Origin of the sequence: Massilia agrisoli (assembly GCF_020831365.1) — a bacterium.
Classification (GTDB): domain Bacteria; phylum Pseudomonadota; class Gammaproteobacteria; order Burkholderiales; family Burkholderiaceae_D; genus Telluria_A; species Telluria_A agrisoli.
The window spans coordinates 255,969-270,239 of the sequence record NZ_JAJHPV010000004.1; the positions used below are offsets into that span (position 1 = coordinate 255,969).

The following is a 14,271-nucleotide window of genomic DNA, read 5'->3' on the forward strand; positions in this document are numbered from 1 at the left end:
TGCCGTCCCAATGGCAACATTGGCCTTCGTGCAAGGGTAGTGACAGGAAGTTGCTGACATACCACGAACAGACCGGCTTGTGCACGCCTTTTGACGCGAAAACGCATCCCGTGTATAATTCGCGGTTCCCCGGCTTCTGGCCAGGGAAACTTTCTAACATTTGATGAGGTTTCAAATCATGTACGCGGTCATAAAAACCGGTGGCAAACAATACAAAGTTGTCGCTGGCGAAAAACTTAAAGTAGAACAGATACCGGCAGACATTGGTTCCGAAATCACCATCGATCAAGTTCTCGCAGTAGGCGCGGGCGACACCATCAAGTTTGGTGCGCCATTGGTCGAAGGTGCTAAGGTACTGGTAACTGTTGTGGCACACGGTCGTCACGATAAAGTGAAGATTTTCAAGATGCGTCGTCGTAAGCACTACCAGAAGCATCAGGGCCATCGCCAGAATTTCACCGAAATCCAAATCGTATCGATCAACGGCTAATCGCTGTTTGCCCGGTTTAATCAGCTATCAAGGAGCACCTAAATGGCACACAAAAAAGGCGGCGGTACTACCCGCAACGGCCGTGATTCAGAATCAAAGCGCCTTGGCGTGAAGGTTTACGGCGGCCAGGCTATCAATGCAGGCGGCATCATCATTCGCCAGCGCGGCACCCCAGTGCGCGCAGGCACCAACGTCGGTACGGGCAAGGATCACACCCTGTTCGCACTGGTCGACGGTACGGTGAAGTTCGTCAAGAAGGGCATCGGCTCGAAGCAGTTCGTGACCGTAGTTGCCGCTGAAGCGGTAGCAGCGTAATACGCGCTCGCGCCGTTCGCGGTGCAAATCTGTAAGGCGCAAGCCTTCCATCGAAAGGCTCTGCCCAAGGTAGAGCCTTTTTAGTTTTATGGCGGTACAAATATGAAGTTTATCGACGAAGCAAAAATCGAAGTCATCGGCGGCGACGGCGGCAATGGCTGCGCCTCGTTCTGCCGCGAAAAGTTCCGCCCGTTCGGCGGTCCTGACGGCGGCGACGGCGGCAAGGGCGGTTCGATCTGGGCGGTTGCGGATCGCAACATCAACACCCTGGTCGACTTCCGTTACTCCAAGATGCACAAGGCCAAGGACGGTGAAGCCGGCCGCGGTTCCGATTGCTACGGCAAGGGCGCGGACGACATCTACCTGCGCATGCCGGTCGGTACCCTGATCGTCGATAACATCAACGGCGAAATCATCGCCGACCTGACCGAACACGGCCAGACCGAACTGCTCGCCAAGGGCGGCGAGGGCGGCTGGGGCAACATCCACTTCAAGTCCTCGACCAACCGCGCACCGCGCCAGAAGACCGAGGGCAAGGAAGGCGAGCGCCGCGAACTGCGCCTGGAGCTGAAGGTGCTGGCCGACGTCGGCCTGCTCGGCATGCCGAACGCCGGCAAGTCGACCTTCATCACGGCCGTCTCGAACGCCAAGCCGAAGATCGCCGACTATCCGTTCACCACACTGCACCCGAACCTGGGCGTGGTGCGCGTGTCGCACGAAAAGAGCTTCGTCATCGCCGACATCCCCGGCCTGATCGAAGGCGCCTCCGAAGGCGCGGGCCTCGGCCACCAGTTCCTGCGCCACCTGCAGCGTACCGGCCTGCTGCTGCACATCGTCGACCTGGCGCCGTTTGAAACCAATGTCGATCCGGTCAAGGAAGCCAAGGCGCTCGTCAAGGAACTCGAGAAGTACGACGAGTCGCTGCTGAACAAGCCGCGCTGGCTGGTGCTGAACAAACTCGACGTGGTGCCGGAAGCGGACCGCAAGAAGGTCGTCAAGGACTTCGTCAAGCGCATGGGCTGGAAGGGTCCTGTGTTCGAGATCTCGGCACTGAACCGCGAAGGCTGCCAGGAGCTGATCAACGCGATCTACCTGCACCTCGAAGAGAAGCGCAACAGCGAGCACCGTGCGGAAGAGACCCAGATGACCGAAGAAGCGCGCGGTATTGCATCGATCGACCCGGACGATCCACGTTTCAAGATCCTGGATTAAAATTGGCAGTACCCATGCAACGGGCGCGGCTGCGTTATTCGCTGCTCAAGCTCATCGCCATCGCCAGCTCGCTGGCCGCGCTCACGGCTTTGCTCGATCCTGACCGCGTGGCGACCAGCATGGGAATGCTACTCGTTGGCGTAAACGGCTACAGCCAGTTTTTCGCTATCTATGTCGGCGTCAGGCTCGCTACCGCGGCCCTGGCGCTGCTGGCGGCAAGGCACGGCGACCAGCCACTCCTCGGCGATATCACAGCATTATTCCTCCTGGCGCAGCCGGCGGGCCGCTTCATTGCGGCGTTCGCGATCGGACTGCCCCAGGGATTTTTGTTAGTCATATGCGGGATGGAGCTGTTGGGCGGCCTCGGGCTGCTGGCGCTGCGCCCGCGACCTGTTGGAACGCGCGCCGATGAACTCAGTCATACAAAAAGCTAACCGCATCATCATCAAGGTCGGCTCCTCGCTGGTCACCAACGACGGCCGGGGACTCGACCACGCCGCCATCGCGCGCTGGGCCGCGCAAATCTCCGCATTACGCAACCTGGGCAAGGAAGTCGTGCTGGTCAGCTCCGGCGCGATCGCCGAAGGCATGCTGCGCCTGCGCTTCGACCAGCGCCCCACCGACGTCCACGAACTGCAGGCCTGCGCCGCCGTCGGCCAGATGGGCCTCGCGCAAATCTACGAAACCAGCTTCCGCGCGCACGGCCTGGGCACCGCACAGGTGCTGCTGACCCACGCCGACCTGGCCGACCGCGAGCGCTACCTCAACGCCCGCTCGACCCTCACCACCTTGCTGCGCTTTGGCGTGGTCCCGATCATCAACGAGAACGACACCGTGGTTACCGACGAGATCAAGTTCGGCGACAACGACACGCTCGGCGCGCTGGTGGCGAACCTGATCGAAGCCGACGCGCTGGTGATCCTGACCGACCAGAAAGGCCTGTTCAGCGCCGATCCGCGCAAAGATCCCGCAGCCTACCTGATCGCCGAAGGCAAGGCGGGCGACCCGTCGCTCGAAGCGATGGCAGGCGGCGCAGGCAGCAGCCTTGGGCGCGGCGGCATGCTGACCAAGATCCTGGCCGCCAAGCGCGCCGCGCGTTCCGGCGCCGACACCGTGATCGCATGGGGCCGCGAGGACGACGTGCTGACCCGCCTCGCTGGCGGAGAAGCCATCGGTACCCAGCTGCTGGCGCAGACCGGCCGCACGACCGCGCGCAAGCAGTGGATGTCGGACCACCTGCACACCGCAGGGAAGGTGGTGCTGGACGCCGGCGCGGTGGCCAAGCTGTCGAAGGAAGGCAAGTCGCTGCTGCCAATCGGCGTGGTCGAGGTCAGGGGCGAATTCGGACGCGGCGCGGTGATTACCTGCCTGTCTGAAGACGGCACGCCGATCGCACGCGGCATTAGCAACTATACTAGCTCGGAAGCGCGCCGCATCATGCGCAAGCCCTCCACCGACATTGAAACAATCCTCGGCTTCCTCGAAGGGCCTGAGCTTATCCACCGCGACAACATGGTATTGATCTGACGATGCTTGAAAAATTCCGGCGCCTTCTCCCGTCCCGCCAGGCCGCAGCCCCGGCTGCGCCTGTCGGCGAAACGCTGCTGTTCAACGCCTACTGCACCCTGGTGCAGATTCCGAAGCCGCCTTTCGCGCACGTGCTGCACCTGCGCCGCGAACTGTCCGATCCCGAGTTGCTGTCCCACCTGAATGACTTCTGCGGCTATGTGCTCGACCGCGGCGACGGCCAGATGTCGCGCGATAAATACCATGTCATCCTGCACCTGCAGCGCGTGCAGCATCATCTCGCCATCAGCATCGGCGCCGGCGATACCGCCGCGCTGTATGCGTGGGCGAAAGAAGCCAACGCGGTGCTGTTCACCAAGGACGGGCAGGTGATCGACGCCGACGGTCATGTGCTGGTCGACGCCAGCGATGGCAGCACCGATGCGCAGGCGCGCGTGCCTTATCCTGCGAAAGCGTGGGCGCGCAAGGCAGCCAGCGAAGCAGCGCTGGCCGAACGCGGCATACTGATTCCGGATACCTTGCCGCCGCTGGTCAGCGAAGACGAACTGGTGCTGCAGGACCGCGACGATATCGTGGGCCGCGCCCGCGCGCTGCTGCTCATCTCCCTGCGCGCTGAATCCGTTGCGTCGGGCGAGCCGATGAGCGCAGATACCTTGCTCTCAAAAATGCCGCTCGCGGATGACTACCTGTCGCCCGAAGAGCGCACCTTCCTTGAGAAGGACGCCCCGTCGCAGCAGGAGTGCGCACAGTTCATGTGGCGCTACGAAAGCCTCTACCTGCTGGAATGGGCGCTGGGCATGGTGGGCGAACTGCCGTTCCCGGCCGAGCCCTGCGACACCGCCACCACGGTGGCGAAGATGATAGAGATGCGCGGCCCTGCCGTGCGCGAAGGCGCCGCGATCCTCGACGCGCTGGACCTGACCTACCGCCTGCACTGGCACATCCGCCAGCAGCGTCTCAAGAAGCGCGGCGACACGCCGGGCGTGGACGCCGACGTTGTGATGGAGCGCCACCATGCGCTGAACTGGCTGGTGCGCTTCCAGCACGCCGGCTGGGACATGGTCGATACGCCGACCTGATAAGCCGATCCGCTGCTACAGTTTCGGCTGTTCCAGTGCGTCTTCGGCGGCGGTGTCGGAATTGCCCGCGCCCGGTCCTTCAGGCGCTCGCGCATCGTCGACAGCTTGCAACGCCTGCCTTGCCATCGTCTGCGCACTGTCGAACGACTTCGCGGCCGCGATAAACCTGCCGTTGTGGCAGAAGATCGCGTCTGCAACGCCGGTAACGGCGGCAAGCTCCGCATCGCGCAAGCCCGCCCAGGCTTCCGGAAGGTCGGCCCTGGCGTCGAAACTCTCTGGGTTCGCGGGCACCGTGTGCAGCATGTGGCGCTGTTCAGTGATGCTGTGGCTGATCACAAACAGCACTTTCGGCATCTCCTTGCGCACCACGGTCGTCCACGGCAGGGCGCTGTTCTTCAGGAACAGCACCCGGCCATTTTCCAGCGCCTCCGATTGCCGCACCTGTTCCAGCGCCAGCAGCGCGCCCACGCGGTACCTGACCTGGTTGACCATGACGTCGGCAAGATGCGCCATCGCGCGCCGGAACTGGCCGAGGCGGTAGTCTTCGACCGCTTCGCCGTGGCCCAGCCGCTGTTCATCGAGCCAGTTGGGATTGAAGCCCGAGATGACCGCCGACAGGCCATAGCCGCCCGGCGCGTTCCTGGCCGCGCCCACATCGGACAAGTCCAGGTACTGCACCACGTCGTCATCGATCGCGTACGCCAGCTGGCGGGCCGCGTCTTCCGTCAACTGGTGGCCGGTGTGCGCCAGTGCGAGGGCGGTGACGCAGCGCGCACCGTACTCTTTCCACACCAGGCCCGCGCTGGCGTATGGAACGCCGCTCTGGCGCGCCGCCTCGAATCCCTTCTGGTGATGGTCGAAGCGGCCGCCGGCCGGGTCCCATGTGCCGCCGACATCGATCGCGAAGTCGGCGGCGTCGATCAGCGAGGTGTCGCGGGTCCGGATGATGTCACTGCCGGGGAACAGGATGTCCAGTACTGCGACGGCCCAGGCGTCGTCGGCATGGAATTTGCCGCTGTGAGTTGCGATGATCATGTTGGTTCCTTTGGCAGCAGGTTCGCCGGGGCCGGCGTCTTGGCTTTATATTCGCATAAGTCGGCGATAACGCAGTTCCAGCACAATGGCTTACGTGCGATGCAGGTGTAGCGCCCATGCAGGATCAGCCAGTGGTGGGCGTCGAGCAGGAACTCCTTCGGCACGAACTTGAGCAGCTTGTGCTCCACCTCGTCGACGTTCTTCCCGGGCGCGATGTTGGTCCGGTTCGACACGCGGAAGATATGGGTATCGACCGCCATCGCCACTTCGCCGAACGCGGTATTGAGCACCACATTGGCAGTCTTGCGACCGACACCCGGCAGCTCCACCAGCTCTTCGCGCGTGCGCGGCACTTCGCCGCCATGCTTCTCCACCAGCATGCGGCAGGTAGCGATCACGTTCTTCGCCTTGGTGTGATACAGGCCGATGGTGGCGATGTAGGTCTTCAGCTCGTCCTCGCCCATGTCAAGGATCGCCTGCGGCGTGTTAGCCACCGCGTACAGCCTGCGGGTGGCTTTGTTCACGCCGACGTCGGTCGACTGCGCAGACAGCAGCACGGCGATCAGGAGCTCGAACGGGGTCGTGTATTCAAGTTCGGTGACGGGGTTGGGATTGGCAGCGCGCAGGCGCGAGAAAATTTCGTATCGTTTTGCAGCGTTCATTGGTCGGTGTTTTTCTGTTCGTCGGCCTTGAGGCGCGCGCGCTCCATGGCGGCGGCGATGATCGCGCGCTTGCGCTCTTTTTCGGCCAGTTCTTCTGGCGTATTGGTCGTTTCCAGGGTTACCGCTTTCAGCTTCTCGGCCGCCTTGGCGGCCAGGCGCGCATCGTTCTCGGCGCGTTCGCGCTGCAGGCGCATGGCGCGGAAATCGTGGCGCGAGCGCGCGGCGTCGGCGTCCTGCTGCGACCACGCGGACCAGCCGGTGCGCTCGCCTGTTACCGGCATCATCGTGATGCAGTCCACAGGGCAGGGCGCCACGCACAGGTCGCAGCCGGTGCACAGGCTCGGGAGGATCGTGTGCATCTGCTTGGTGGCGCCGAGGATCGCATCGACCGGGCAGGCCTGGATGCACAAGGTGCAGCCGATGCACAGCGCTTCGTCAATGAAGGCGACGGGGCGCGGACGTTCGATGCCGTTGGCCGGGTTGATCGGGATGACCGGCCGGTTCATCAAGCGCGCCAGGCGCGCCACGCCTTCGACGCCGCCGGGCGGGCACTGGTTGATGCCTGCCTCGCCTGCGGACATCGCCTCGGCGTACGGACGGCAGCCGGCATACCCGCACTTGGTGCATTGGGTTTGCGGCAGCAGGTCTTCGAGCTGGTCGGCGAGGGACTTGGTCACGGGTGTGAATATGGCTAAAACCGCCATTATCCACCACCTTCGTCGTTCCCGCGAAGGCGGGAACCTATACGACGCGAGGTCAGCATGGGCTCCCGCCTGTGCGGGAGCGACGGGCGAAAAAAATGCCGCGGGTTAGGCGGCATTTCGCGTTGCGGTGAGGCTTACCCGTGCTTGCGGATAAACTCGCCGATCTTCGGGCAGATCGTCTCGCGCCAGCGGCGGCCCGAGAAGATGCCGTAGTGGCCGGCCTTGGCGGCGACATAGTCCTGCTTCATGTCGGCCGGGATGCTGCTGCACAGGTCGTGGGCAGCTTGCGTCTGGCCGGCGCCGGAGATGTCATCGAGCTCGCCTTCGACCGTCAGCAGCGCCACCGTGGTGATGTCCTGCGGACGCACCAGCTGGCCGCCGACTTTCCAGGTACCCTTCGGCAGCGCGAAGTCCTGGAACACGGTCTTGATCGTGTCGAGATAGTACTCGGCTGGCATGTCCAGCACGGCGTTGTACTCGTTGTAGAACTGGCGGTGGCTTTCGGCCGGCTCGTCGTCGCCCGCAACCAGGTGGTTGTAGAACTCGCGGTGGCTCTGCGCGTGGCGGCCCGGGTTCATCGCGATGAAGCCGGCATGCTGCAGGAAGCCCGGGTACACGCGGCGGCCTACGCCAGGGTAGTTGCCCGGCACAGAATAAATCACCGTGTTCTCGAACCACGAGAACGGCTTTTCGGTGGCCAGGTCGTTGACCGCGGTCGGCGAGCGGCGCGGGTCGATCGGACCGCCCATCATCGTCATCGTCTTCGGCAGCTTCGGGTCTTTAGCGCTGGCCATCAGCGAGATCGCGGCCAGTACCGGCACGGTTGGCTGGCATACCGAAATCACGTGCAGGTCTGGCGCCAGGTGGCGGATGAAGTCCTGGACGTAGAAGATGTAGTCGTCGAGATGGAACGGGCCGGCCGACAGCGGCACCATGCGCGCGTCGGTCCAGTCGGTGATGTAGACGTCGTGGTTCGGCAGCAGCGCGCGAACGGTGTCGCGCAGCAGGGTCGAGTGGTGGCCAGACAGCGGCGCTACCAGCAGCACTTTCGGCTGGTCGAGCGCGGCGAATGCCTCGGCGCTTAAGTCCTTGCGGAAGTGCAGCAGACGGCAGAACGGCTTTTCGACTTCGATGTTCTCGATGATGCGCACGGTGTCGGCGCCAATCGCGACGGTGTCGATGCCAAAGGCCGGTTTTTCGTAATCTTTTCCGAGCCGGTACATCAGTTCGTAGCCGGCGGCGATGCGTTGCGAGAACGGGGTGTGCGCCAGCGGCGACACCGGGTTCGAGAAGAGTTTGGATGACGCATCAGCCCACTGCATCAGCGGCGTCAGGAATGAGCGTTGCATCTCGTGCAAGTGATAAAGCATACAGATTCCTTGGATAAAAGTGCACGGGCGTTCGTTCCTACCCTGCGCGTCAATTATAGGGCATTCGCGAGACTGCAATGCAATTAGTTATGCCCATTGGCAATCTGCCAATGAGGCAGGCAGGAGTAGGGTTCCTTTCATGTCAGGAACAGTTTTATCACGCCAGTGCAGGGTCCGTTTATGAGGCACTTAACACAAAATAAAAATGCCCCGGCTGAGCGGGGCATTTCGGTTGCGTCAAAGTTACGGAACGCTGATTTAGTCGAAAGTCGGGGATTCGACGCCGAGGATCTTGTGCAGTTTCGGCGAGGTCGTCGTGTACTGCATGTGGATCTTTTTGTCCGGGAAGATGTAGGGCGCGGCGCCAAAGGCGGCCAGCGCTGCTTCGTGGAAGCCCGACAGGATCAGCTTCTTCTTGCCCGGGTAGGTGTTGATATCGCCCACCGCAAAGATGCCTGGCACGTTGGTCTCGAACTTTTCGGTGTCCATGACCTTCAGCTGGCGGCGTTCGATGTCGAGGCCCCATTCAGCGATCGGGCCGAGCTTCGGCGACAGGCCGAAGAACACCAGCAGCATGTCGAGCGGCACGCGGCGGGTGACGCCGTCGGCGCCGGTTACTTTCACTTCGGACAGCTTGCCGTCCTTGGCGTCAAAGCCGGTGACCTGGCCGGTGATCAGCTGCATTTCGTACTCGTCGCACAGGGCCTTCATCTTGGCCACCGAGGCAGGCGCGGCGCGGAAGTCTTCGCGGCGGTGCACCAGCACCACCGATTCGGCCTTGCCGACGAAGTTCAGGGCCCAGTCGAGCGCCGAGTCGCCGCCGCCGCAGACCACCAGGTTCTTGCCTTCGAAAATCGAAGGGTCCTTGACGCGGTAGTGCAGCTGGCTGTTTTCGAACGCTTCGATGCCGTCCACCTTCAGGGTGCGCGCCTGGAACGAGCCGACGCCGGCGGCGATGAAGATGGTCTTGGTGATGAAGCGGGTCCCAAGCGAGGTTTCGACGTTGAAGCGGCTGTCTTCGCGGCGCTGCACGCCGGTCACTTCCTGGCCCAGGTGGAAGGTCGGCTCGAACGGCTCGATCTGCTTGAGCAGGTTGTCGGTCAGTTCCTGGCCGGTGCACACCGGCACGGCAGGGATGTCGTAGATCGGCTTGTCCGGATACAGTTCAACGCACTGTCCGCCCACTGCCGGCAGGGAGTCGATCACGTGGGCCTTGATTTCGAGCAGGCCGAGTTCGAACACCTGGAACAGACCGACCGGGCCCGCGCCGATAATGACGGCATCGGTTTCGATTGCGCCGGAAAAGGTACTGTTGGCAGCGACGCTGCCTGCTTCGTGGGTGGCGGAGATTGTCATACGATTACTTCCTGTTGATTTTTGATGGGTGTCGCAGGGGGCGCCAGGGTCGCGCCGCACAGGCGCTTGCGCCGGCTTGCAACAAGCCGGGCCAGGACGCGGCGCCCGGACCGCTTAGCGGATCAGTTTGTCCAGCTTGTCCTTGACGTCCTTCCACTCCTCGGCATCCGGGAGGGGCGGCTTGGTCTTGGTGATCGATGGCCAGGCGCGCGCCAGTTCAACGTTGATCTTGATGAACTGCTGCTGGTCGGACGGCACGTCTTCCTCGGCGTAGATCGCGTTGACGGGACATTCAGCCACGCAGACTGCGCAGTCGATGCACTCGTCCGGATCGATCGTCAGAAAATTCGGGCCTTCCCGGAAACAATCTACCGGGCATACATCGACGCAATCAGTGTAGCGACATGCGATGCACGATTCGGTGACAACGTGGGTCATAACAGTCCTATGAGTAAAATGGGTATTGCGGGTGGCGCTGGGAGTGCCCGCCAACCATAGCAAAGCACTGTATTTTAAGGCAATTCGGTTTTTCCCACAATTCAGGCTTAGACACTATACAAATAAGCAAATGCAGGCCGGGCCTGCAGATTTGCCATAAATTCAACAAGTTGGGCGGCGCGCCAGTGCCGCCAGGCGCCTTATCCGCCACCGCGCAGCCGGTCAATCACCGGTTTCCAGCGCGCGCAGGCCGGGCCGCCGTCCTCCGCGAACTCGACCGTGCGGCACTGCTGGCCGTCGTCGACCGTGATCTCCCAATGCGGGATGTCGGCGCCCACCACCGGCGGCGGCTCGGGCGCATGGAAGAAATCCAGGTTCTGCAACAGCGACTCGATCGCCTCGCCCTGCGCCAGCCGGGCCGTGTCGACCTCGTAGTGTTCCACCGTGCCGGCGAAGCCGCCGCTGCCTTTGACCGAGATTTTCATGGTGCGGGCAGCGCGCTGCGGTTGCCGTCGTTGGCGGTGTCGTCGCGCACCAGGGTCTCGCCGTTGCGGCCATGCTCGGCGCACCAGCGGGCCAGCGCCTGCACTTCGGCGTCGAAGACATGGTCGATGCCGTAGTACTCGGCCAGGTTCATGGTGCCGCAGCAGGCGCGCCGGTCCTGCAGCGCGCCGGGGGCGTCCTGCACGGCTGGCGCCAGCAGGGTCCCGGGCGGCAGGTCCTCGGTCAGCGCCACCGGCGACTCGACCACCTCGCGCGCGACAAAGCGGTTGCGGATGAAGTTGCGGTATTCGGCCGGACGGCCATCCTCGGTGGTGATGCGCACCATCTCGTTGACCACGTCGACATAGGTCGCCGCGCGGTCGGGCGCGCCGATCATCGCGCGCAGCACCAGGCCGCGCAGGTAGTCGCCGACCCGGTGCAGCACCGCGGCGTCGTCCAGCATGCCGGGGTCGCGCTCGTGGTTGAACATGTCGGCCAAAATGTCGTACACGGCGCCGGTGAACACCTGCGAAATCGCATGCACCTCGCTGCCGGCCTGCGACAGGGTGATGTCGTTGTCGGCGTTGCGCAGGCCGTTCGAGCGGCCCAGCGCCAGCCCGAACTGCTCGGCGATGTCGGCCAAAAAGGTCTTGTCGTGCAGGCGCGCCTTGGTCTGGGCGATGATTGCCTCGCACTGGTCGAGCTGCGACAGCGCCAGGAAGATCGCGGTCAGGTCGCCGAAGGCTTCGTGCAGGCCGCCGGTCTGGGGCGGATTGTCGGCCAGCAGCCAGTCAGGCTTGAGGCCATCGAGCACCGCGTGGCCGGTTTCGTGCGAGACGATGTCGAACGAGCGGCAGGTGTACACGCGCTCGACCGCGTCGGAGGGGATGAAGTCGCCAAACTTCAGGCAGCACTGCGAGCGGCTGTAGAAGGCGTTCATCGTATTGGGCAGGCCGTGCGGGAAGATTTGCAGCGGCGCCGTGTCGATGCTGCTGTTCCACTGCCACGGCAGCGGGGTTTCGCCGTCGCCGCCGGCCAGCGCGCGCTGGTACATGGTCAGGGTCTGGCGCACCACCGCGAAGGTATGCACCGCGTCGAACTGCGGCGTGTCGGGCGCGGTGACAAAGTCGCCGAAGGCATTCGGGCTGACCGGGGCGATGCCCGGCTCGCCGTACATGATGCGGGCGTCGCGCGGGCCGGCCAGCACAATCCCGGGCAAGAACACCTTGCGCGTGCCGATCTCGCTGACCGACGGGTCCTGCTTCCACATCAGCACGCGCGCGCCGAAGGCGTAGGGCAGGGGAACCGGCTCGGGCGCCGGCTGGTCGGCCAGGCCGATGCGCGGCTTGCCCGGCTCGAGCACCAGGGCAGCGGCCTTGCGGTGCTGGCGGTACGACGCCGTCGGCGTCGGCACGAAGCTGACGGGCGCCTGCTCGCGGTCGGGCAGGGCGGCAAGGGGCTGGTTTTCGCGATCATCCATTGTTATTTCTCCGCAAGTAGCGTGCACCAATGATGGCTGGCGGCAACGTTCACAGGGAAATAGTGGCGCTTCGCGGTCAAACTTCGTTTGATGACGCGCAAGCGCCCGGCGAAAGCGGGGTGAAATCGTGAAGCCGTGTTAAATCAGGAACATCACCACGGCCATCGCGGTCGGCAGCAGGGCGCCCAGCAGCAGGCCGCCCAGCCCGATCGATTCGTCGTTGAAGCCGTCGCGCAGCAGGGCCACGCCGGCCGGGTTGGGCGCGTTGGCGATCACCGTCAGGCCGCCGCCGGCCACGGCGCCCGCCACCAGCATGTACTTGGCGTGGTCGGACAGGCCGACGATCAGCGAGCCGAGGTAGGTCAGGGCGGCATTGTCGGTGACGGCGGTCAGGGCGACGGCGCTGAAGAACAGCGCGGTCGGTTCCAGGCTGGCGACGATCGGCTGCAGCCACCATTGCTGCATGCCGCCCAGTACCACCAGCCCGGCCAGGAAGAAGCCGACCAGCAGGCCTTCGCGCAGGATCAGCGGCGACTGGTATTTTTCGTATGCCTGGGTGAAGCCGAGGAACAGCAGGAACAGGCCGATGAAGATCACCGGATGGTGGGCGAATGCGACCACGCCGGCCAGGAACGCCAGGTGGATGGCGCGCACTGCCAGCGGGGCAGGCGTGTCGGCCGAAGTCGCCACCTCGTCGGTGATGTAGCGCTGCAGCAGGTAGGTGACGACGGTGGCGTTGACCAGCACCGCGACGGCGGCGCGCCAGCCGAAGGTGGCGGCCATGAAGGCCGAGTCCCAGCCCCAGGTCGAGGCGACCATCAGCACCGGCGGCGCGGCGAAGGAGGTCAGTGTGCCGCCGATCGAGATGTTCACGAACAGCACGCCGAGGGCCGCATACTTCAGCCATTCCGGCTTGTTCTTGGTGAACACGGTAGGCGCCAGCATCAGCGCGGCCAAGGTCATGGCGGCCGGCTCGGTAATCAGGGAGCCGATCAGCGGCACCGCCGCCAGGCACAGCCACACGCGCGCCACCGCGGTGCGGACCGGGAGCATTTTTGCGACGATCGAAATCATCCCGCGCACGGTCTCGAGCACCGGGCGCGAGGCCGCCACCACCATGATGACGAACACGAACAGGGGCTCGGTGAAGGTGCGCGATTCGGCGTACTCCACTGCCGCGGCGCCGCCTGACACGATCGCCATCGTCACGATCAGCACGAAGGCCCACAGCCCGAACACGACTTCGATTTCACCGAAGAAGTGCAGCAGCCCGGCGTGGCGGGGATACTTGTCGGCCAGGCGTTCGAAAGACTTGGCGGCGAAGGTGTGGGCAAGCGCCAGTCCGAAGATGATGGCTGCGATCAGCTGGATGTTTGTCATGGTCGGCAAGGTAAAGAATGATCCGTATTATTGCCGATTTCACTACCCAGCTGGCAAGTGATGCGCGGCCGGCCGGGCCCGGCTTTGGTATCATGCGCGCTTTTGTTTTGATTTGGGAAGAGCCTCATGGCTGACATCAGCATCGTCCAGGCCCACAGCCTGACGCCGGAACGAGCGCGCGCGGCGGCGCAAGAAGTGGCCGACAAGATCGCCCGCGAATATGGCCTGGCCTGCAAGTGGGAGGGCGACGTCCTGCGTTTCGAACGCAGCGGCGTGCATGGCGCGCTGACCCTGGGCGCGCAACAGGCGGCAATGGAAATTAACCTGGGATTCCTGATGGGCGCGTTTGCGCCATCGATCCGCGCGAAGGTGGCGGAGAAGATGCAGAAGGTGTTTGCAGCCGCATAACGTCGTTCCCGCGGATGCGGGAACCCATGGCATGCTTGCCCAGCATGGGTTCCCGCCTGCGCGGGAACGACATGTCATCAGCCCTTCAATTCCTCGATCAGGTCGATGTACTGCTGCATCGCCTCATCTTGCGACGTGCCCTTGAGCGCATCCCATGCGTCGAACTTGGCGCGGTTGACGAAGTCGGTCATGCCCGGGCGCTCGCCCTGCACGTCGCCGCTCGATCCCTGCTTGTACAGCGCATAGATCTTCAGCAAGGTCATGTTGTCCGGACGCTCCGGCAAGTTCTTCGAATCGGCCTGGGCCTGGGCGAATTGTTCCTGCAAGCTCAT

The 14,271-nt window shown here is 63.6% G+C and carries 17 protein-coding genes; 7 read left to right on the top strand and 10 right to left on the bottom strand.

Annotated elements, in window-relative coordinates; all coding sequences use genetic code 11:
• Window positions 1-178: 178 nt before the first annotated feature.
• The 6 genes from rplU to LMJ30_RS02585 all read left to right on the top strand — a co-directional run bounded on the left by rplU (window position 179) and on the right by LMJ30_RS02585 (window position 4,623).
• Window positions 179-490, top strand: coding sequence for a 50S ribosomal protein L21 (rplU, locus tag LMJ30_RS02560; protein ID WP_026172134.1), 312 nt, complete (start codon window positions 179-181; stop codon window positions 488-490).
• A 42-nt stretch (window positions 491-532) separates the two neighbouring features.
• Entirely contained in the window at window positions 533-805 is a 273-nt protein-coding gene (gene rpmA, locus LMJ30_RS02565) for a 50S ribosomal protein L27 (protein ID WP_229430770.1), read from the top strand.
• A 102-nt stretch (window positions 806-907) separates the two neighbouring features.
• Window positions 908-2,017, top strand: a complete 1,110-nt coding sequence (gene obgE, locus LMJ30_RS02570) for a GTPase ObgE (protein WP_229430771.1) — start codon at window positions 908-910, stop codon at window positions 2,015-2,017.
• A 2-nt stretch (window positions 2,018-2,019) separates the two neighbouring features.
• Entirely contained in the window at window positions 2,020-2,451 is a 432-nt protein-coding gene (locus tag LMJ30_RS02575; protein WP_229430772.1) for a DUF4345 family protein, read from the top strand.
• Complete coding sequence (gene proB, locus LMJ30_RS02580; RefSeq protein ID WP_229430773.1) at window positions 2,426-3,544, top strand: glutamate 5-kinase; 1,119 nt, start codon at window positions 2,426-2,428, stop codon at window positions 3,542-3,544. Before LMJ30_RS02575 ends, proB begins: the two co-directional genes overlap by 26 nt.
• A 2-nt stretch (window positions 3,545-3,546) precedes the next feature.
• Window positions 3,547-4,623, top strand: coding sequence for a DUF4272 domain-containing protein (locus tag LMJ30_RS02585; RefSeq protein WP_229430774.1), 1,077 nt, complete (start codon window positions 3,547-3,549; stop codon window positions 4,621-4,623).
• Window positions 4,624-4,638: 15 nt separating this feature from the next.
• On the opposite strand, the gene LMJ30_RS02590 is transcribed toward LMJ30_RS02585, so the two are convergent.
• The 9 genes from LMJ30_RS02590 to LMJ30_RS02630 all read right to left on the bottom strand — a co-directional run bounded on the left by LMJ30_RS02590 (window position 4,639) and on the right by LMJ30_RS02630 (window position 13,531).
• The gene (locus tag LMJ30_RS02590; RefSeq protein WP_229430775.1) at window positions 4,639-5,658 is read right to left on the bottom strand and encodes an MYG1 family protein; all 1,020 of its coding nucleotides are present in this window, start codon (window positions 5,656-5,658) and stop codon (window positions 4,639-4,641) included.
• The gene (gene nth / locus LMJ30_RS02595) at window positions 5,655-6,320 is read right to left on the bottom strand and encodes an endonuclease III (protein WP_229430776.1); all 666 of its coding nucleotides are present in this window, start codon (window positions 6,318-6,320) and stop codon (window positions 5,655-5,657) included. Before nth ends, LMJ30_RS02590 begins: the two co-directional genes overlap by 4 nt.
• Window positions 6,317-7,024 carry an electron transport complex subunit RsxB gene (rsxB, locus tag LMJ30_RS02600; protein WP_229430777.1) on the bottom strand — a complete coding sequence of 236 codons (708 nt, stop codon included), beginning with the start codon at window positions 7,022-7,024 and terminating at the stop codon, window positions 6,317-6,319. The genes nth and rsxB overlap by 4 nt, the downstream gene beginning before the upstream one ends.
• A 134-nt stretch (window positions 7,025-7,158) precedes the next feature.
• On the bottom strand, window positions 7,159-8,394 hold the full coding sequence (locus LMJ30_RS02605; RefSeq protein ID WP_229430778.1) for a polyhydroxyalkanoate depolymerase: 1,236 nt from the start codon (window positions 8,392-8,394) through the stop codon (window positions 7,159-7,161).
• Between the two features lie 258 nt (window positions 8,395-8,652).
• Complete coding sequence (locus tag LMJ30_RS02610; protein WP_229430779.1) at window positions 8,653-9,750, bottom strand: NAD(P)/FAD-dependent oxidoreductase; 1,098 nt, start codon at window positions 9,748-9,750, stop codon at window positions 8,653-8,655.
• A gap of 114 nt (window positions 9,751-9,864) precedes the next feature.
• Window positions 9,865-10,188 (bottom strand): ferredoxin FdxA, encoded by a 324-nt coding sequence (gene fdxA / locus LMJ30_RS02615; RefSeq protein WP_229430780.1) that lies wholly within the window; start codon window positions 10,186-10,188, stop codon window positions 9,865-9,867.
• A gap of 200 nt (window positions 10,189-10,388) precedes the next feature.
• Complete coding sequence (locus tag LMJ30_RS02620; protein ID WP_229430781.1) at window positions 10,389-10,673, bottom strand: protealysin inhibitor emfourin; 285 nt, start codon at window positions 10,671-10,673, stop codon at window positions 10,389-10,391.
• Window positions 10,670-12,151 carry a gluzincin family metallopeptidase gene (locus LMJ30_RS02625; protein ID WP_229430782.1) on the bottom strand — a complete coding sequence of 494 codons (1,482 nt, stop codon included), beginning with the start codon at window positions 12,149-12,151 and terminating at the stop codon, window positions 10,670-10,672. The genes LMJ30_RS02620 and LMJ30_RS02625 overlap by 4 nt, the downstream gene beginning before the upstream one ends.
• A 138-nt stretch (window positions 12,152-12,289) precedes the next feature.
• A complete protein-coding gene (locus tag LMJ30_RS02630) occupies window positions 12,290-13,531 on the bottom strand; it encodes a putative Na+/H+ antiporter (RefSeq protein WP_229430783.1) in 1,242 nt (413 codons plus the stop codon).
• A gap of 126 nt (window positions 13,532-13,657) precedes the next feature.
• Here LMJ30_RS02630 and LMJ30_RS02635 point away from each other — a divergent pair, with 126 nt between their 5' ends.
• On the top strand, window positions 13,658-13,939 hold the full coding sequence (locus LMJ30_RS02635; protein WP_229430784.1) for a polyhydroxyalkanoic acid system family protein: 282 nt from the start codon (window positions 13,658-13,660) through the stop codon (window positions 13,937-13,939).
• A gap of 77 nt (window positions 13,940-14,016) precedes the next feature.
• Here the strand turns inward: LMJ30_RS02635 and LMJ30_RS02640 are convergent, their stop codons facing one another.
• On the bottom strand, window positions 14,017-14,271 hold the full coding sequence (locus LMJ30_RS02640) for an acyl-CoA-binding protein (RefSeq protein ID WP_229430785.1): 255 nt from the start codon (window positions 14,269-14,271) through the stop codon (window positions 14,017-14,019).